The sequence below is a fragment of the Pandoraea sp. CB10b_02 genome (assembly GCF_002216225.1).
Taxonomy (GTDB): domain Bacteria; phylum Pseudomonadota; class Gammaproteobacteria; order Burkholderiales; family Burkholderiaceae; genus Pandoraea; species Pandoraea nosoerga.
Genome location: NZ_NJGW02000007.1, coordinates 82829 through 101840, shown reverse-complemented (window position 1 = coordinate 101840; position 19012 = coordinate 82829). Strand labels below are relative to the sequence as shown.

Below are 19012 nucleotides of genomic sequence, written 5' to 3'. Positions count from 1 at the left end.
TCGTCGGCGCATCGAAATGATCGACGCCACTGCGCATTGCTCGCCAACGCCCGGCTAGCGATGCCAGCCCGGCCCCGACCCGGCCCCGGCCCGGCCCCGGACGCCGCGCCAAGCCAGGGGCCGGGGCGTCGCCCCCCCTTCAGGCCTGCCCGCTCAACCGGGCCGCCAACTGCTTGAGTCTTGGCCCGATTTCCTCCCGAAAGACGGTGTCGGGAATCGACGACGACGGTCCGCTGCAACTGATCGCGAGCCATCGATTCTGGCGCACGTCCCGCAATGGCACGGCGACCGCATTCACGCCTTCATGCCACTCGCGAAACGAATAGCAGCACCCTTCTCGCCTGTACGACTCGATCGCCCTGTCGACCCCCGCCTGCAACGCGTCCCATCCCACGCTGCGCAGCACCGCCGGATTCGCGTCGTAAGCGTCATGCAGATCGGAGAGCAGCGTCTCGCGTTCGGTCGGTGTCATCGCCGCGAGATAGACGCGCCCCATCGAACTCGTCAGCATCGACAGCCGCGAGCCCGCCGTCAGCCCCAGCGTGAGATGCGCGGCATCGCTGCGGATCGTCTCGAGATACATCATGTCGATCCCCTCGCGGCATCCCAGCGAAATCGAGCACCCCATCTCCCTGGCCAATGCCCGCATATGCGGACGCGCCAAAGTCAGCATGTCCGTGCCGTTCAGAAACGCATAGCCCAATGCGAGCACCCCGGCATCGAGCGCGTACTTGCCCAACTCGGCGTCATACCGCAAATACCCAAGCTCGGTGAGCGTGTAGGCGAGCCGGCTCACGGTCGCCTTGGGCAGCCCGGTGCGCGCCGCAAAATCGCGATTGCCGAGCAAGGTGTCATCAGGGCCGAACGCCCGCAACAACTCGAGGCCCCGCGCCAGCGCCGTGACGAACTTGCGCTCGTCGTGCGACGGCGGCACACCATGCGCCGGCGCACCGGCAAAGGCAGACAAGGACGTTTTGACCACAACCATCGCGCTCTCCGGTTCGTAGGGGGCGACCACGGCACCTCGCGCACATCAAGGCCCACAATGCCGTTGCCGGGCAAAAAAGTTTAGTGTTAAACTAACTTCGATTTCAGAACATTGTTCCGCATTGCGGAACTTTCGTCAAGCGTTCGGGCGCCGGTAAAAAGGCAGGAGCCGGCGGGCACGGATCGCGTCACTGCGTGGTTGTGAGTTTTCGAGGACATCGGAGGAGATAGGTCATGGCAGGCAATGCACAGTTCAATTGGGAAGATCCGCTGTTGCTCGACGCGCAGCTCACCAGCGACGAGCGCATGATTCGCGACGCCGCCGCCGCTTACGCGAACGACAAGCTCGCGCCGCGCGTGCTCGAAGCGTTCCGCCATGAGCGCACCGACGCCGCGATCTTCCGCGAAATGGGCGAGATCGGCCTGCTCGGCCCGACGATTCCCGAACAGTACGGCGGCCCCGGCCTGAACTATGTCGCTTACGGTCTGATCGCCCGCGAAGTCGAACGCGTGGACTCGGGCTACCGTTCGATGATGTCGGTGCAGTCGTCGCTCGTCATGGTGCCGATCTACGAATTCGGCAGCGAAGCGCAGAAGCAGAAATATCTGCCGAAACTCGCCAGCGGCGAATGGATCGGCTGCTTCGGCCTGACCGAGCCGAACCACGGCTCGGATCCGGCCGGCATGACCACGCGCGCCAGGAAAGTCCCCGGTGGCTATGAACTGACCGGCGGCAAGATGTGGATTACCAACTCGCCGATCGCCGACGTGTTCGTCGTCTGGGCCAAACTCGCCGACGACGACGGCGAAGAGAAAATCCGCGGCTTTATTCTGGAAAAGGGTTGGAAGGGGCTGTCGGCGCCCGCCATTCACGGCAAGGTGGGCCTGCGCGCGTCGATCACCGGCGAGATCGTGATGGACCAGGTGTTCGTGCCGGAAGACAACCTGATGCCGGGCGTCTCGGGCCTCAAAGGTCCGTTCACCTGCCTGAACTCCGCACGCTACGGTATCGCCTGGGGCGCGCTCGGCGCCGCCGAGTTCTGCTGGCACACGGCGCGCCAGTACGTACTTGACCGTCATCAGTTCGGCCGCCCGCTCGCGGCGAACCAGCTCATTCAGAAGAAGCTCGCCGACATGCAGACCGAAATCACGCTGGGCCTGCAAGGCTGTCTGCGTCTGGGCCGCATGAAGGACGAAGGCACCGCGGCCGTCGAAATCACGTCGATCATGAAGCGCAATTCGTGCGGCAAGGCACTGGATGTCGCGCGTCTGGCCCGCGACATGCTGGGCGGCAACGGTATTTCGGACGAGTTCGGCATCGCGCGTCACCTCGTGAACCTCGAAGTGGTCAACACCTACGAGGGCACGCACGACATCCACGCGCTGATCCTGGGCCGCGCGCAAACGGGCATTCAGGCATTTTTCTGAGAGGCCCGTCTCGCGTTGGATGGCGGGCTCGGCGCATTGCCCGCCTGCCCGTCACGTCTGCCCGGCACGCCTCGCATCAATCGGCAGCATGATGCGAGGCCGCGCGCGGCGCCGAGCCCTGCCGACTTGTCTGGTACGCGTCGTTTCTCAGGCCGCACTCCGCGGGCCGTCAATCCCCCGGGCGACGGCGCGTACCAAACAAAAAGCCAGCGTTTTCACGCTGGCTTTCTCGTCTGCGATGCTGCGCCGGATTACTTGTTCGGCTGCGGCGTGAGACGCAGATACGGGCGCACGGCCTTGTAGCCCTTCGGGAATTTTTCCTTGAGCACGGCCTCGTCCTTGAGCGACGGAACGATCACGACATCGTCGCCGTCCTTCCAGTTGCCCGGCGTGGCCACCGAGTAGTTGTCGGTCAGTTGCAGCGAGTCGATGACGCGCAGCACTTCGTCGAAGTTGCGGCCCGTGCTGGCCGGATACGTGATGATCAGACGCACCTTCTTCTTCGGATCGATCACGAACAGCGAACGCACTGTCAGCGTCTCGTTGGCGTTCGGGTGGATCATGTCGTAGAGCTGCGAAACCTTGCGGTCGCCGTCGGCCAGAATCGGGAAGTTGACCGAGGTATTCTGCGTCTCGTTGATGTCGTTGATCCAGCCCTTGTGCGACTCGACGTCGTCGACCGACAGTGCGATGGCCTTCACGTTACGTTTTTCGAACTCGCCCTTGAGTTTGGCGGTCAGACCCAGTTCGGTCGTGCACACCGGCGTATAGTCGGCCGGGTGCGAGAACAGCACACCCCAGCTGTCGCCGAGAAATTCGTGAAACTTGATCTTGCCGACGGACGAATCCTGTTCGAAGTCGGGAGCGATGTCACCCAAACGCAGAGTCATTTACGGTCTCCTTGAGATCCTTCAACTGAGTGGGTAAAGACTAAAGGATGCTAAGCTTAGCCAGAACGAATAAAAAATTTGTTGCAAATAATTATTGGAAATATAGCCTCGGCGCGGTGTTGTTTTATGGCAACGACACGTCGAAAGGGTTACGATAACAGTCATTCCCCTTCGCATTCTCTTCCCCCAGGAACACGGGCAACGACCATGTCGCAATCGCACACCAACAAGGAGAAGTTCATGACCGATATCAAAACCGTCTTGGCCGACGCCGAAGATTTGCTCAAACAAGCCGCCAACACGACCGGTGAGCGCGCCTCCGAACTGAGCGACAAGGCCCTGGCATTGCTCAAGCAAGCCAAGGAAAAAGCGTCCGACGTGCAAGTCGTCGTCGTGGAAAAGAGCAAGCAAGCCGCTCGCGCCACCGATGACTACGTGCACGACCACCCGTGGCAGGCCGTGGGCATTGCGGCCGGCATCGGCGTGGTGATCGGCTTGCTGCTCAATCGCAAGTAAGCGTGCGCCGGCGTAAGTCTGTCTTCGCCCACTCCGCCCGGGGTGGCGTCCGCCTGATCGGAGCGACGGATCGGGCGGCCACCCGAGCTCAGCTCAAGACCCGCCCATGACCGACAATGATCGCACGAACCCGCCGCGGCCCTCGCTGCGGCGACTTGCCGGTGCGATGCTCGAGATCGTGCAGTCGCGCATCGAACTCATCGGCATCGAACTGACCGAAGAAAAGGAACGCCTGATGGGCGTGGCTTTCCTCGGCCTGACCGCGATGCTCTTTGGCGTGCTCGCCCTCGTGTCCCTGACCGCGCTGGTGATCGTGATTTTCTGGGACACCTACCGCCTGCAGGCCATGACGGGCGTCTTCGTCGTGTATCTGTTGCTCGCCGCGTGGTGTGCCCTGCGCGCCCGCAACATTCTGCGCGATGCTCCGATGCCCTTCGAGGCCACACTGGCCGAGTTCGAAAAGGACCGCGACGCACTGCGTCCGGACTGAAGGAGATCTGCCCGTGCCGCTGGAATCGAATCGCCGCCGCCGCCCCCGGCCGTCGCGACGCTCACGTCACGAACTGCTTGCGATTCGCAAGGAGCTTGTTCTCACGCGTATTGCCGTCGAACGCGCCGAGTTGATTCAAGCCTCGCACGTCACGCGCGAGCGCCTGCGCAATTTCCGCTGGATCCGTTATCTGCTCCCAGGTGGCTTTGCAAAGCTCTCGGGCATTAGCGGCCTCGCCAATTCCGGCCTGAAGCTCGGGGGGCTGCTCGAACGTTATCCGCTCGTGAGCTCGGTCGCCTCCCTGGCTCTCACCGGCCTCTCGCATACGCCCGTCGGGCGCGTGGTACGCCGGACGCTGAAGTGGGGCGGGCTGGGCGTGCTGGCCTGGCAGGGCATCAAGCTATGGCAGGAATCGACGAAGTCCTCGGCGCGCACACCCCAGGATGAGGCCACGGAGGAACAGCCCGGCGGTCCACGCGCTCCCCGAGCCGAAACCCATGGCGGCGGCACACCACCCATGATGTAACGCCATGCCGCCCGGCGCATCCGAGCATCCGGACTAGGGGGCGCAACGCCGGGCGATGCGCGGCCGGCCATAGGCATTGATCGTGATACAGATGCGCCGGCCGTGCCCGGTCACCCGCACAGTGCCCGACACCCAGTTGCGGTGTTCCGTCCGGATAAAGCCATCCTCCGCAAACGCTAGTCCCGGCGTTCCGTACAGTCCCCATCGCGCTTCGATCTGGACGCCCTGCGGCAGCGGCGCGTATCGTCCCAGCAGTCGCTCGCCCGCGTCGAGGCGATCGTTGCGGTTGCTGTCGACGAACGTCATCCATCCGCTGCTCAGCGTTCGCCCGTCGTTCGGCGCCATCGCCACGCGCTGGTGCCTGCCGAGCGCCTCGGCACGGGCGGCCTGCATGGATGCAAGCAACGCGCGCGCGGTGATGTCCACCGACACCCGACGGCGCGCAGACTCGATGGAAGGCGACGCCGCCAGCAGCGCTATGGCCAGCAGGAGTACGACGATGACGCATTCGAGCAGCGTGAGGCCGCGCGCCCCTTGAAGGCGTTGCGATGCGCGCGCCGATCGTGCCGCGCGCTCACGGAACCGTTGGCCTTCACCGGCCCGCTCACGCGTCATCGCAACGCCCGCGATGCTCGGTCCCTGTCGACGATTTGACCGCGCTGTCGTCCCACGACACCACCTCTCGCCAACTGAGCGGGCGCAGCGCAAACGATGGCCCCGCACTGTCGTGCCGCTGCGGCTGGCGGCGACGAACTTCATAGATCGCCTGGAGATAGACGCGTGTGCCCGGCATGTCGCCGCAACCCATTGCACTTACCCGGTAGCGGCGCACGGGGACGTTACGCGCGCCGTCATCCGCCTCGTATGCGGTGAACGCGATTCGCTCGATGAAGTAACGAGCCTTGTGGACCCGCACGACCGCGTCGGCGCGCTCCCAATCGACCGTCTGCCATCGGGACCGCCAGTGCCTCGACCAGTCGGCGTCGCGCTGCTGTGCGGGCAACACGCCGTTCGGCCCGGCCTGGAAGGTCGGCACTCGCGAAATCTCGCTCGCTTCCGGGCCGTCGGTGAGCCGATGACGCGCTTGCGCCAGCGCTCGATCCGCCGCGTCGAAGGCCTTCACGCGATCGCTCGCGAACGCCATGAAACGATTTGCCAACTGCCGATGCTGCATGCCCGACGCCGCCAACGCCATGAGTGCCGCCAGCCACATCACCATGAAGACGCCAACCATGCTGCCGCCTCGCCGATGCCGCCGTCATTGCGACGAGGGATCACCACGTTGAATACATGCAGATGCACGTCGCCGACGCCGTTCATCTGCCGGAAGGTGCGACCACCGGACGACGCGTCAAAGACCTCCACGACGCGCACGGCGCGCACGTTGCCGCCCCGTCGCGGCGCGCCTCGCATGACCAGCGATATCGCCACCGCCGCCACGTTCTCCCAGCCGCCCTCGCCGCGCGGCGCGACCGGTGGCTTGCCGCGCGCGCTCTTGATCGGGTCCGTCCAGCGTAAGGCATCCGACGCGCCCGACCGAAACCCCAGGCGGACGTACATCGCTTCGACCCCGCCCACGAGCACCTGCGCGGGATGCAACCTCGGCGGCAACGTCCGCTCGTCTCCATAACGGCAAAAGAGTGAAGGGACGCCGTCCTCGCCCTTGTCGACATAGAAATGGCTGCGATGACGTTCGCTGGTTCGGGCGATGCCGATGGCACGATGTCCGGCGCAATTCTGAACCGCCCCGTTGCCCTTGATGAAGCCCGCACCGTGGTATTGCACCTCGAGCAGCGAACTGCCTTGCCAGCCGCGACGAGGACAGTTTTCGACCGTGCCGGCGCACTCCGCGCTCGCTCGTATCGATGGCCACTCCCGTCTGCCGCCCTCCGGCGGTGCAACGCCACCTTCGATCGGATCCCAATTCCGGTAGCCCGCCATCGCCACCGCGCGCGAGAGCTGTGTCAGCGCGAAGACTGCACGTTCGTTGACATCGTATCGTTCGGCCTGCGTGCGCCAGAATCGCAGCCCAGCGAGATACACCGCGGTCGCGGCCATCACGATCAACAGCCCCAGCGGCATGGCAACGACGCACTCCAGCAGCGTGAAGCCTGCCGTGCGCCGCCGGCGCGGCATGGCCGGCACGGGTGGCATGGGAAATCTTGGCGAGGCGCGACCGCCCGGGTTCTCGCGTGCCGGCGGCGCCGCCTTGCGGCCTGCCGCGTCAAGTACGAGCGCGCTTCCGGCGAGCATTTGGATGACGCTCACCATGCGCGCCTCGCGCTGCCGTGCGCCAGTGCACCGGCGACCGGTACGGCGCGTGCCGGGCCGATGGCTGCGCTCCCGCCGGGAGGTCCCGTGCGTGACGGCGAAGCCAGTGTCGTCGGCGACGTCGCGCCCGCCGCTTGCCATCGGGAAAAGCCCTCGACGCCGGCCATGAACGCCCCCAGCGTTACCGTGACTTCGAGTAACGCTGCGCCGCGTGCGAGCCGCCCCGATCGCCGCGATCGCCGCGATCGCCCCGGTCGCCCTGATCGCGCGGATCGATCATTGGCACGCTCGCACTGCCCCGTGGCGGCAACCGGTGGCCTCTCGGGCCAAGGCGTGCCTGCCCGGCGGTGCCCGGCGTCTCGCGCCGGCGCGCGCCGCCGACGTTTGGCCAACGCCCCCAGGCACACACCGAGCCGGTCGCGCAAGGTCTGCCGGTCTACACGGCGCTGCTGATGTCGTCGATCCTGTTGCATGGTGCGATTCCTCGTCTCGTTGATGACGAGTCCATCGTCGCGCACCGCCCCTCGCACGCCAATCGGACGACACCGCGAAACCCACCCCTCCATGAGCCACCACACTTCCCGCACGCAGCGCTCCGAAGGTCTTCAGTACCCTCAATGCCCTCACCGCCCGCAGCCCCTCGTCGCCACGACGATTTCTGCACGCGCCAACCGAGCGGGCATGAAAAACGGCGACCGAAGTCGCCGTCCTGGCTTGCCACAGGGCGCGGTCACCGCGTTCCTCACTGGTGCCCGATCCCGCCTCTCAACCCTTGAGCGAATTGATGAGCTCGATGTAACGCTGCTGCACTTCCTCTTTGGGCTGCCCCTTGAGCATCTCCCAGGCGTCGTACTTGGCGCGGCCGACGAAGTCGGTCATGCCGGGGCGCGCACCGCTCACGTCGCCCTCGGTGCCTTGCTTGTAGAGCGCGTAAATGCGCAGCAGCGTGAAATTGTCGGGGCGCTCGGGCAGCGTCTTCGACTGGGCTACCGCCTCGTCGAAGCGGGCTTGCAGATCGCTCATGATGTCTCTCCCTGGAAAAACCGTCAGCTTGTATGTGCCTCGTGCGACACCTCGCCGACGCATCGAAAAGCATGCGAAAGCGTGCAGGAAAGCACGCGCGGCGACGCTCGAGGTGTTGCGAATACAACGCGATCAGGATAGCGACGAAGCGCCGCACGAGGTAGGGGAGAGCGTAGAAGCGTGCATCTAAACCTCTCGGGAACCGAGAGGATCGAAGGCCTTTTGCTGCGCGAGAATGCAAAACGCCCGGGCTCGGCCGGGCGTCTTGATTTTTTTGGACGATCGAGATTTGCGTCACGGCGAGGGCGAACGGGCGGCTCACACCGCCCGCGCACCTCGTGCACTAGCGCACCTCTCGCACTTCTCGCACTTCTCGTACTTCGCCCGCCCCACGTCAACGATCACGACGCAGCGGCGGCCGGCGCCGACGCCGCCTCGGCGTTCGCCGGCGCCGTGCGCTCTTCCCAACCGCCGCCGAGCGCCTTGTACAGCGTGACGAGGTTGGTCCAGCGAGCAAGGCGCGTGGCGATCAGCGTCTGTTGCGCCGAGTACAGCGAGCGTTGCGAGACCAGCGCATTGAGGTAGCTGTCCACGCCGTTGCGGTAGCGCAGCTCCGAGAGCTTGTAGCTCTCCTCGCTCGCCTTGACGAGGGACTCCTGCGCCGCGATCTGGTCGTCGAGCGTGCCGCGGGCGGCAAGTCCGTCGGACACCTCGCGAAACGCCGTCTGAATCGCCTTCTCGTAGTTGGCGATCTCGATGCGCTTTTGCACCTTGGCCAGATCGAGGTTGGCGATGTTCTGCCCGCCCGCGAAGATCGGCAGCGTGATGGTCGGTGCGAACGACCATGCCCCCTGCCCGCCCTTGAACAGGTTGCTCAGCGATGCGCTTGCCGTGCCGGCACTCGCCGTGAGCGAGATCGACGGGAAGAACGCCGCACGCGCTGCGCCAATATTGGCGTTGGCGCCCTTGAGCGTGTGCTCGGCCGCCGTCACGTCCGGACGGCGCAGCAGCAGGTCGGACGGCAGCCCGGCAGGCAGATCGGCCAGCAGGCCCTGCCCGTCGAGCGGACGGCCCGGCGGCAGATCGGCCGGCAGCGGCTGGCCGATGAGCAGCGCGAGCGCATTTTCGTCCTGTGCGACCTGGCGCGTGTACTGCGCGAAATTCGCGCGCGCCGTATCGACCGGCGTCTGCGCCTGGCGCAGGTCCAGCCGGGAAACCGTACCCACGTCGAAACTGCGCCTGGTCAGGTCATACGACGATTGCTGGCTCTTGAGCGTATCGGCCGTGAGCCGCAGCAGTTCCTGATCGGCAAGCCACGTCAGATAGGCCGTCGCCACTTCCGAGACGAGCGTGATGTGCGCCGCCTTGGCCGTGTCCTCGGTCGCGAGGTACGTCTCCAACGCCTGGTCCTTCAGGCTCTGGATGCGGCCGAACAGATCGAGTTCGTATGACGTGAAGCCCACGCCCACCTGATAGCTGCGGCTGATACCCGCACGCCCCGACGCGGACAGGTCGGCCGGCGAGCGCTGCACCGACGCCTGCCCCGCCGCCCCGATCGAGGGCAGCAGCGCCGAGCGCTGGATCTGGTACTGCGCACGCGCGGCTTCGATGTTGAGCATCGAGACACGCAGATCGCGGTTGTTCTGCAACGCGATCTCGATCAGCTTCTGCAGACGAGGATCGGTGAAGAAGTCACGCCAGCCCAGGTCGGCGGCTGCCACCGCATTGGCGTTGGCGGTGCCGTTCTGGTTCGCCCCTGCGGGCGTCTTGTAGGCCGGGCCGTTGGGGTACGTCGTGGCGATCGGCGCCTCGGGCCGCTCATAGTGCGGCGCGAGGGTACATCCTGCCAGGAACGCTGCCGCCAAGGCCATCGGCAATGCTTTGTGCTTCATAGGTCAGTTTCCTTCCTTGGCGGGGCCGTCGGTTGCTTCCGGATTGTCGTGACGCGCTTCCGGATGCTCCACCGTGTCCAGATCCTCATGTGCGAAGCGCTTGCGCACCAGCACGAAGAAGAGCGGCACGTAGTAGATCGCGAGGAACGTCGCCGCGAGCATCCCGCCGATCACGCCGGTACCGATGGCGTGCTGCGAGGCCGAGCCGGCGCCGTTCGAAATCGCGAGCGGCAACACGCCGAGAATGAACGCCATCGACGTCATCAGAATCGGGCGCAGACGCAGGCGCACCGCTTCCATCGTCGCTTCCATCAGGGTGCGGCCCTGCTCCTGCAGATCCTTGGCGAACTCCACGATCAGAATCGCGTTCTTCGCCGACAGGCCCACGGTGGTCAACAGACCCACCTGGAAGTACACGTCGTTCGACAGCCCGCGCAGCGTGGCGGCCAGCAGCGCGCCCAACACGCCCAGCGGCACCACCAGAATCACCGAGAACGGGATCGACCAGCTTTCATACAACGCCGCCAGACACAGGAACACGATCAGGATGGAGATCGCATACAGCGCCGGGGCCTGTGCACCGGAGATGCGCTCTTCGAACGACAGCCCCGTCCACTCCAGGCCGATGCCCGGGGGCAGCTGCTTGGCGATTTCCTCGACCGCCCGCATGGCGTCGCCCGAGGACTTGCCCGGCGCCGGCACGCCCTGGATTTCCACGGCAGGCACCCCGTTGTAACGCTCCAGACGCGGCGAGCCGTAAATCCACTTGCCGGTCGCGAACGCCGAGAAGGGCACCATCGTTCCGCTCGAGTTACGCACGTACAGCTTGTTGATGTCCTGCGGCAACATGCGGTCCTTCGGCTCGGCCATCACGTAGACCTTCTTCACGCGACCGTGGTCGATGAAGTCGTTCACGTAAGACGAGCCCCACGACGCCGAGAGCGTCGTGTACACGTCGGCGATCGACAGACCGAGCGCCGAAGCCTTCTCCTCGTCGACGTCCACCTTGTACTGCGGCGTGTCTTCGAGGCCGTTCGGACGCATGTTCGCGAGGTTCGGGTTCTTCGCGGCCATGCCCAGGAACTGGTTGCGAGCGGCCATGAGCGCGTCGTGGCCCAGGCCGGCACGATCCTGCAGCTCGAAGTCGATACCGCCCGCGTTGCCGAGTTCGGGCACCGACGGGGGGTTGATCGCGAAGATCATCGCGTCCTTCACGCTCGCGAAAGCCTGATAGGAGCGGGCGATCACGGACTGCACCTTGAGGTCGGACGACTGGCGCTCATCCCACGGCCGCATCATCGTGAAGGCGATACCCACGTTCTGACCGCGGCCGTTGAAGCCGAAGCCCGTCACCGTGAAGATCGAACGCACGGCGTCCTTTTCCTGCTCGAGGTAGTGCTTCTCCACCTGCTTCATCACGCCGAGCGTGCGCTCCTGCGTGGCGCCCGGCGGCAACTGCACGATGTTGAAGAAGTAGCCCTGATCCTCGTCCGGCAGGAAGGCGGTCGGCATACGCACGAACAGAAAGCCCACGGCCGCCACGATGACCACGTAGACGATCACGAGCGGCGTGCCGCGCTTGAGAATGCGCTGGACCTGGCCCTGGTATTTCTTCGAACCGTTGTCGAAGGTGCGGTTGAACCAGCCGAAGAAGCCGCGCTTCTCGTGCACCTCGCCCTTCTTGATCGGCTTGAGAATCGTCGCGCACATGGCCGGCGTGAGCACGATGGCCACGAGTACCGACAGCGCCATGGCCGCCACGATGGTCAGTGAGAACTGGCGATAGATGGCGCCGGTCGAGCCGCCGAAGAACGCCATCGGCACGAACACCGCCGAGAGCACGAGCGCCACGCCCACCAGCGCGCCGACGATCTGCCCCATGGCCTTCTTCGTCGCTTCCTTCGGACTGAGCCCCTCCTCGGCCATCACCCGCTCGACGTTTTCCACCACCACGATGGCGTCGTCCACGAGCAGACCGATGGCCAGCACGAGACCGAACATCGACAGCGTGTTGATCGAGAAGCCCGCGGCGCCCATGATGCCGAACGTACCGAGCAGCACCACGGGCACGGCGATCGTCGGGATGATCGTCGCCCGCAGGTTCTGCAGGAACAGGTACATCACCAGGAACACCAGCACGATACCTTCGATGAGGGTCTTGATCACTTCCTCGATCGAGATCTTCACGAACGGCGTGGTGTCGTAGGGGTAGTCGACCTTCATGCCGGCCGGGAAGTACTGCTCGAGCTCGCTCACCTGCTGCTTGACGGCCGTGGCCGTTTGCAGCGCGTTCGCGCCGGTGGCCAGCGTAATGGCCAGACCCGCGGCGGGCTTGCCGTTGTATCGGGCCACGATCTGATACGACTCGCCGCCCAGCTCGACACGCGCCACGTCACCCAGGCGCACCTGCGAGCCGTCCTTGTTGACCTTGAGCAGAATCCGGCGGAACTGCTCAGGCGTCTGCAGACGGCTTTGCGCCATCACGGTCGCGTTGAGCTGCTGGCCCTTTACCGCCGGCGCACCGCCCAGCTCGCCGGCCGAGACCTGCACGTTCTGCGCCTGAATGGCGTTCGAGACGTCGATGACCGTGAGGTTATAGCCGTTGAGCTTCTGCGGATCGACCCAGATGCGCATTGCATACTGCGAGCCGAACAACTGCACCTGACCCACGCCGTTCACGCGGCTGATCGGATCCTGCACGTTGGCCGCGATGTAGTTCGCAAGGTCGATGTCGGACATCGAACCGTCTTCCGAATACGCGCCGATCACCAGCAGGAAGTTCTTGGTCGCCTTGGCGACCTTGATGCCCTGCTGCTGCACCTGCTGCGGCAGCAGCGGCGTGGCGAGCTGCAGCTTGTTCTGCACCTGCACCTGCGCAATGTCCGGGTCAGTGCCCTGGGCGAACGTCAGCGTGATCTGAGCGGTACCCGAGCCGTCGGACGTCGACGACATGTACTCGAGGTGATCGATACCGTTCATCTGCTGCTCGATCACCTGCGTGACCGTATCCTGCACGGTCTGCGCCGAAGCGCCCGGATAGGTCGCGGTGATCTGTACCGAGGGCGGCGCGATCGGCGGGTATTGCGAGACCGGCAGCTTCAGAATCGAAAGCGCACCGGCCAGCATGATGACAATGGCGATCACCCAAGCAAAGATCGGGCGATCGATAAAAAACTTTGCCATGAATGAGGCTCCGCGTTATTGGGCTTTGGCGCTCGAGGCGGCGTTCGCCTGCGATGCGGGGGCGGCGGCGGCCGGCGCGCTCGCACCTGCGGGCGATTGCGCCCCGCTACCCGGCAGTTGCGCCGGAACCGCCTTCACCGGCGCGCCCGGGCGCACCTTCTGTAGGCCGGACACGATGACCTGATCGCCGGCGGCCAGACCCGAGCTCACCAGCCACTTGTCGCCGATCGCGCGATCGGTGACCAGTTGACGCAGCTCGACCTTGCCTTCCTTGTTCACGATCAGGGCCGTCGGCTGACCCTTCTGGTCGCGCGTGACGCCCTGCTGCGGCACGAGCAGGCCGCCTTCCTTCACGCCTTCGGCGAGCCGTGCGTGCACGAACATGCCGGGCAGCAACTCGCGGTTCGGGTTCGGGAAGATGGCGCGCACCGTCACCGAGCCGGTCGCCTGATCGACGGTGATGTCCGAGAACTGCAGCTTGCCTTCGAGCGGATACGTCGTGCCGTCTTCAAGGGTCAGCTCCACGCGCGCGGCGTTCTTGCCCGCGCTCTGCAGCTTGCCCTCGGCCAGTGCGCGGCGCAGACGCAGACCGTCGGCGGCCGATTGCGTCACGTCCACGTACATCGGGTCGATCTGCTGCACGGTCGTCATGAGCGTGGCGGCGCCCGCCTGCACATACGCGCCCTCGGTCACCTGCGACAACCCCGTGCGGCCCGAGATCGGCGCCGGCACGTCGGTGTAGCCCAGATTGATCTTCGCGGTCTCGACCGCTGCCTTGCCGGCCTGGACGTCGGCGTCGGCCTGCAGTGCGGCGGCCACGGCGTTGTCGTAGTCCTGCTTCGACACCGCCTCCACCGCCACGAGCTGCTTGTAGCGATCGGCGAGCAGCTTGGCCGACGCCTGGTTCGCGACCGCCTTGGCGAGCGTGGCCTTGGCGTTCTCGTAAGCGGCCTGATACGTTGCCGGATCGATCTTGTACAGACGCTGGCCTGCCTTGACGTCACCGCCTTCGGTGAAATCGCGCTTGAGCACGATGCCGTCGACACGCGCGCGCACGTCCGCCACGCGGAAAGGCGAAGTACGTCCGGGCAGATCGGTCGTCAGTGTTACGTTCTGGGGTTGCAGCGTCACGACGCCGACTTCCGGCACCATGGCCTGCTGCTGCGGCGGCTTCTTGCCGCACGCGGCCAGGGTCACGACCGCGAGTGTTACGGCAGTGACCATCCCCAGTGAACTTCTCTTGACGTGCATATACGCCCCCGATAAATGGAATGCGGTCAAACAAAATGACAAGTGCTGCGACGATTGCGACGGCGAAGGCCGGTCCGCAATCCCGTCGCGCAAGGCGGGTCGGCGAGTGCCTGAGGCCCGGGTGAGCGGGCTGCCGGACAAAGGCCGCCAAGCGGCCATCAAGACGCCCCCGGGTGCGCGGCCATCGCCGCGCGCTCTGGCACTCGTATGAGATCGTCGAACAGGCTCCGGGACACCAGGGCGATGACGAGAGAGCGCCGCATGGCACTTCCCGGTCGATTCGCTCCTCAGATCATCTGAGGTGTTTCCCTTAGACGGAGGAGCTTAAATGTACCCTGTGCAATAGAGCAAGCGGCTGCTATTATAGATACATTCATGAATGTATGTAAATCATATTGCGTCGCACCAAAGTGCGGCCCGGTTTACATCGCATTTCCATCACATTTGCCTCGCATTTCGCGTAAATCCGGCTGTTTGAGCCGCCCTGTGACGAGAGATGGCCCGCAGAACCAAAGAGGAAGCGATCGAGACCCGCAATCTGTTGCTTGACACCGCCGAGACGGTGTTCGCGCAAAAGGGCGTGTCGCGCACGTCGCTCGCCGACATCGCCGAAGCCGCCGGCCTCACCCGCGGCGCCATTTACTGGCACTTCAAGAACAAGATCGATCTGTTCAACGCGATGACCGATCGCATCCGTCTGCCGATGGAGCGCATGATCGACGAAGAGTGCACCGAGCCCGAGGACGGTGATCCGATGCTGCGCATGCACGAAATCTGCAAGCTCGTGCTCAAGGAAACGGCGCGCAACGAGCGCCGCCGCCGCGTGCTGGACATTCTGTTCCACAAGTGTGAATACACGGAGGAAATGCTCTCGGTGCTCGAGCGCCAGCGCGAGGCCTGTGCCGACGGCAAGGCCCGCATCATGAAGGACATGGAGCGCGCCATCGAGCGAAAGCAACTTCCGGAAAGGCTCGACACCCGACGCGCGGCGATCATGCTGCATGCGCTGGTGGTCGGCATGATGTCGGACTGGTTGTTCCTGCCCGACTACGATCTGGGGCAGGAATGCGACGCCGTGGTCGACGGCTTTTTCGACATGCTGCGCACAAGCCCGGCCATGCTCAAGCCGGACGGCCCGGCGCGCTCGCCCGCCACGACGGCGCCCGGCCCCTCCTGAACTCGCCCGGCGCGGGAGTGGGTCGGCAGGCTCGCGAGTTACTACATATATTAATTAGCAGGCCCCGGCATCCGGCGCCTGTTTTTTCTTCTTCCCCTGGCCCTCCCGGGCAACGGCGGCCGGCCCGCCGAAGCGAAGAACGTCCCGATTTTTCCGCTTGTCCGCGCGCTTGCCCCGCATCCGGGGGTATTCGCGCGAGGTGATACCTCGTATATCTGTACAGTCCCATAGCGTTATATATAATCCTACACAACGCATTGCCGGCGGCCGCCGCCCGGGGCGACGCGCCCACAATGCCCGGTTCCCGACAGCCCTGCGCCGGACCCCGGCAGCCCGGCGGCCCCCGGCCGCCCTGTAGCCACCCTAGCCACCCTAGCCACCCTAGCCACCGTAGCCACCACACCACACGCTGGAGACCATGTCCGTGAAAGCCGCCGTAACCGCGAGTTCCGAATTCCCGTCCCGCGAGCTGCACAGCGCCCGCGCATCCCGCCGCCGTGCCGCGCCGCTGCGCCGCGCCCTGGTCACCGTCGCCACCCTCGCGAGTCTGTGCCTCGCCGGCCACGCTGGCGCGCAGCAGGTCTTCGCTGCCGCCAGCATGAAGGACGCGCTCGACGACCTCTGCGCGGCCTACGCCCGGCAAACCGGCAAGAAGCCGGTGCTGGTGTATGGCGCCAGCTCCACGCTCGCCCGCCAGATCGAAAAGGGCGCACCGGCCGACGTGTTCATTTCCGCCGACCAGGACTGGATGGACTACGCGCAGAAGCACGATCTGATCGACGCGTCCACGCGCCGCAATCTGCTCGGCAATGCACTGGTGCTGATCGCCCCGGCCACGACCACGGGCGAGATCGACCTGAGGCCGGGCACGGACCTCGATGCGAGGCTGGGCAACGGCCGGCTCGCGATGGGCGATCCGGCTCACGTGCCGGCGGGTCTGTACGGCAAGGCGGCGCTCGAGAAGCTCGGCGTCTGGCCGAAGGTGCAGGGCAAGGTCGCGGCCGCCGACAACGTGCGCAACGCGCTGCTGCTCGTCGCGCGTGGCGAGGCGCCTTACGGCATCGTCTACAAGACGGACGCGAACGCTGAAAAGCGCGTGCGCATCGCTGGCACGTTCCCGGCCGACAGTCACGCGCCGATCGTCTATCCGGTCGCGCTCACGAAGCAGGCCAATCGCACCGACGCCGAGCCGTTCTACCAATTCCTGCAGACGCCGGCGGCTCAGGCCACGTTCGAGCGCTACGGCTTCGGGCGTCCGTAATCACGTCGATCACGCCGATCACGTCGATCACATCGATCGCTTCGATCCCGTCAATCGCGTCGATCCCGTCAATCGCGTCGATCGCATCATCGTGCTCTCGGGGGGTGCGCACCACACGAGTCGGCGGCTGACGTACCGCCGCCGGCGTCGTCCGCCGCGATCCGGGCGCGATCCCCGGCGCGATCCCGAGGGAGATTTCGGCGCGACCGACGCTTTTCGGCGCTTTCGGAAGTGTTCCGACATTGCCATGTACCGCGTCGGTGCGTCCCCATGCGCCGATGCCGCAACTTCACTCACCCTGGTCCGTATGTCCATGAGTCTTACACCGGAAGAATGGGGCATCGTCGAACTTAGCCTGCGCGTCGGGCTGTGGGGCACGCTTTGCAGCCTGCCCTTCGCTTACGCCGCTGCCTGGGTGCTCGCCCGTCGACAATTCCCGGGCAAGGCGCTGCTCGACGCCGTCCTTCATTTGCCGCTCGTGCTGCCGCCGGTGGTAGTGGGCTTCGCGCTACTCGTGCTGTTCGGCGCGCAAGGCGCCATCGGCCGGTTGCTGCGCGAGTGGTTCCACTTCACCTTCGCATTCCGCTGGACGGGCGCCGCGCTGGCCGCCGGCGTGATGGGCTTCCCGCTGCTCGTGCGTGCGATCCGCCAGGCGCTCGAAGCCTCCGACACCCGGCTCGAGCAAGCTGCCCAGACACTCGGCGCGGGTCCCTGGCTTACGTTCCTCACGGTCACGCTGCCGCTCACGTCCACGGGCGTGCTGCATGGCTTCGTGCTGGCGTTCGCACGGGCGCTCGGCGAATTCGGCGCGACGATCACGTTCGTCTCGAACATTCCCGGCCAGACGCAGACGCTGCCGCTCGCGATCTACACCGCCACTCAGGTGCCCGACGGCGACGCGATGGTCTGGCGCCTATGCGCCATCTCGGTAGTGCTGGCCGTGGCCACACTCGTCTTCTCCGAAGTGATGATCCGCTTCGGCAATCGCAAGGCCCTCGGTTATGACGGTTGACGTTCGCATTCAGCACAGCTTCGGCGCATTTGCGCTCGACGCCGCTTTCGCGGCCGGCACGGGCGTCACGGCGCTGTTCGGCCCCTCGGGCAGCGGCAAGAGCACGGTCGTCAATGCGGTCTCGGGGCTGCTCAAGCCGGACGCGGGACGCATCGTCGTGGGCGACCAGGTACTGTTCGACAGCGCCGCCAGGGTTTGCCTGCCGGCCTGGCGCCGGCGCATCGGCTACGTGTTTCAGGACGCTCGCCTGCTGCCGCACCTGAGCGTGCGTCAGAACCTGCTGTTCGGGCGTTGGCTGCGACGCCGCGACGTGGCTGCTGCCGGCCCCGGTGCCATCGCGCTCGAGCACGTGGTCGAGGTGCTCGACCTCGGCCATCTGCTCGCGCGCCGCCCCGGGGCGCTCTCCGGCGGCGAGAGGCAGCGAGTGGGCATCGGCCGCGCCCTGCTCTCGTGCCCGCGCCTGCTGCTCATGGACGAGCCGCTCGCCTCGCTCGACCACGCGCGGCGCCTCGAAGTGCTCGACTACCTGAACCGCATTCGTCATGAGCTGAGGCTGCCGGTGCTGTACGTCACGCATTCGCTCGACGAAGTCATGCGGCTCGCCGACCAGGTCGTGCTGTTTCGCGAGGGCAGGACGATCATGCAGGGCGGGCCCGCCGACGTGCTCAACGTGCATCGCGACGCGCTCGACGGTACGGCCGAAGCCCCGGGCACCGTGCTGGAGACGCGCATCGTGGCGCACGACGCGCGGTATGGTCTGACGGAACTGGCCGTGAACGGCAACCCCGCTGTCCGGCTGCGGGTGCCGCACACGGGCGCCGCGGCGGGCGATGCGTGCCGCATTCTCGTGCGCGCGCGCGACGTGGCCGTGGCAAGCTCGCCGCCGGTAAACACCAGCGTGCTCAACGTGCTGCCCGCGCGTGTTGCCACGTTGCGCGAGCTCGGCGACGCAGTGGAAGTGGCCGCCACGCTCGCCGGCGATGCCGCCGGCACGGCGGTGCATGCGCGCATCACGCGCTACTCCGCCGACCAGTTGCAACTCGCTCCGGGGCGCGACGTGTATCTGCTGATCAAGTCGGTCGCGTTGACACGCTAATGCGTTCCT

The 19012-nt window shown here is 65.6% G+C and carries 17 protein-coding genes; 8 read left to right on the top strand and 9 right to left on the bottom strand.

Features of this window, described 5'->3' with window-relative positions; translation table 11 throughout:
- Positions 1 to 139: 139 nt before the first annotated feature.
- Positions 140 to 988: an IclR family transcriptional regulator gene (locus CDN36_RS09590; RefSeq protein WP_287496609.1), complete on the bottom strand. Its 849-nt coding sequence runs from the start codon at positions 986 to 988 to the stop codon at positions 140 to 142.
- A 233-nt stretch (positions 989 to 1221) separates the two neighbouring features.
- On the opposite strand from CDN36_RS09590, the gene CDN36_RS09585 reads away from it, so the two are divergent.
- A complete protein-coding gene (locus tag CDN36_RS09585; RefSeq protein ID WP_150557009.1) occupies positions 1222 to 2415 on the top strand; it encodes an acyl-CoA dehydrogenase in 1194 nt (397 codons plus the stop codon).
- 251 nt (positions 2416 to 2666) lie between these two features.
- Here CDN36_RS09585 and CDN36_RS09580 read toward each other — a convergent pair whose 3' ends face one another.
- A complete protein-coding gene (locus CDN36_RS09580) occupies positions 2667 to 3305 on the bottom strand; it encodes a peroxiredoxin (protein ID WP_150557010.1) in 639 nt (212 codons plus the stop codon).
- 207 nt (positions 3306 to 3512) lie between these two features.
- On the opposite strand from CDN36_RS09580, the gene CDN36_RS09575 reads away from it, so the two are divergent.
- The 3 genes from CDN36_RS09575 (at position 3513) to CDN36_RS09565 (ending at position 4837) form a co-directional block, all read left to right on the top strand.
- Positions 3513 to 3821: an ElaB/YgaM/YqjD family protein gene (locus tag CDN36_RS09575; RefSeq protein WP_150557011.1), complete on the top strand. Its 309-nt coding sequence runs from the start codon at positions 3513 to 3515 to the stop codon at positions 3819 to 3821.
- A gap of 106 nt (positions 3822 to 3927) precedes the next feature.
- The gene (locus CDN36_RS09570; protein WP_287496608.1) at positions 3928 to 4311 is read left to right on the top strand and encodes a phage holin family protein; all 384 of its coding nucleotides are present in this window, start codon (positions 3928 to 3930) and stop codon (positions 4309 to 4311) included.
- Positions 4312 to 4324: 13 nt separating this feature from the next.
- Positions 4325 to 4837, top strand: a complete 513-nt coding sequence (locus tag CDN36_RS09565) for a DUF3318 domain-containing protein (protein ID WP_174966471.1) — start codon at positions 4325 to 4327, stop codon at positions 4835 to 4837.
- Between the two features lie 33 nt (positions 4838 to 4870).
- On the opposite strand, the gene CDN36_RS09560 is transcribed toward CDN36_RS09565, so the two are convergent.
- The 7 genes from CDN36_RS09560 to CDN36_RS09530 form a co-directional block, all read right to left on the bottom strand.
- Positions 4871 to 5452 (bottom strand): GspH/FimT family protein, encoded by a 582-nt coding sequence (locus tag CDN36_RS09560; protein ID WP_287496607.1) that lies wholly within the window; start codon positions 5450 to 5452, stop codon positions 4871 to 4873.
- The gene (locus CDN36_RS09555) at positions 5442 to 6071 is read right to left on the bottom strand and encodes a pilus assembly PilX family protein (RefSeq protein ID WP_287496606.1); all 630 of its coding nucleotides are present in this window, start codon (positions 6069 to 6071) and stop codon (positions 5442 to 5444) included. The genes CDN36_RS09560 and CDN36_RS09555 overlap by 11 nt, the downstream gene beginning before the upstream one ends.
- A complete protein-coding gene (locus tag CDN36_RS09550; protein WP_287496605.1) occupies positions 6050 to 6919 on the bottom strand; it encodes a PilW family protein in 870 nt (289 codons plus the stop codon). The genes CDN36_RS09555 and CDN36_RS09550 overlap by 22 nt, the downstream gene beginning before the upstream one ends.
- Before the next feature lie 954 nt (positions 6920 to 7873).
- Positions 7874 to 8131 (bottom strand): acyl-CoA-binding protein, encoded by a 258-nt coding sequence (locus CDN36_RS09545; protein WP_150557017.1) that lies wholly within the window; start codon positions 8129 to 8131, stop codon positions 7874 to 7876.
- Positions 8132 to 8532: 401 nt separating this feature from the next.
- A complete protein-coding gene (gene adeC, locus CDN36_RS09540) occupies positions 8533 to 10023 on the bottom strand; it encodes an AdeC/AdeK/OprM family multidrug efflux complex outer membrane factor (protein WP_150557018.1) in 1491 nt (496 codons plus the stop codon).
- A 3-nt stretch (positions 10024 to 10026) separates the two neighbouring features.
- Positions 10027 to 13206: an efflux RND transporter permease subunit gene (locus CDN36_RS09535; protein ID WP_287496604.1), complete on the bottom strand. Its 3180-nt coding sequence runs from the start codon at positions 13204 to 13206 to the stop codon at positions 10027 to 10029.
- Positions 13207 to 13221: 15 nt separating this feature from the next.
- On the bottom strand, positions 13222 to 14457 hold the full coding sequence (locus tag CDN36_RS09530; RefSeq protein WP_150557020.1) for an efflux RND transporter periplasmic adaptor subunit: 1236 nt from the start codon (positions 14455 to 14457) through the stop codon (positions 13222 to 13224).
- 496 nt (positions 14458 to 14953) lie between these two features.
- On the opposite strand from CDN36_RS09530, the gene CDN36_RS09525 reads away from it, so the two are divergent.
- The 4 genes from CDN36_RS09525 (at position 14954) to modC (ending at position 19003) form a co-directional block, all read left to right on the top strand.
- A complete protein-coding gene (locus CDN36_RS09525) occupies positions 14954 to 15634 on the top strand; it encodes a TetR family transcriptional regulator (protein WP_150557021.1) in 681 nt (226 codons plus the stop codon).
- Positions 15635 to 16058: 424 nt separating this feature from the next.
- Complete coding sequence (gene modA / locus CDN36_RS09520; RefSeq protein WP_287496603.1) at positions 16059 to 16895, top strand: molybdate ABC transporter substrate-binding protein; 837 nt, start codon at positions 16059 to 16061, stop codon at positions 16893 to 16895.
- A 313-nt stretch (positions 16896 to 17208) separates the two neighbouring features.
- A complete protein-coding gene (gene modB, locus CDN36_RS09515; protein WP_150557023.1) occupies positions 17209 to 17907 on the top strand; it encodes a molybdate ABC transporter permease subunit in 699 nt (232 codons plus the stop codon).
- Positions 17897 to 19003: a molybdenum ABC transporter ATP-binding protein gene (gene modC / locus CDN36_RS09510; protein ID WP_287496602.1), complete on the top strand. Its 1107-nt coding sequence runs from the start codon at positions 17897 to 17899 to the stop codon at positions 19001 to 19003. Before modB ends, modC begins: the two co-directional genes overlap by 11 nt.
- The last annotated feature ends 9 nt before the right edge of the window (positions 19004 to 19012 follow it).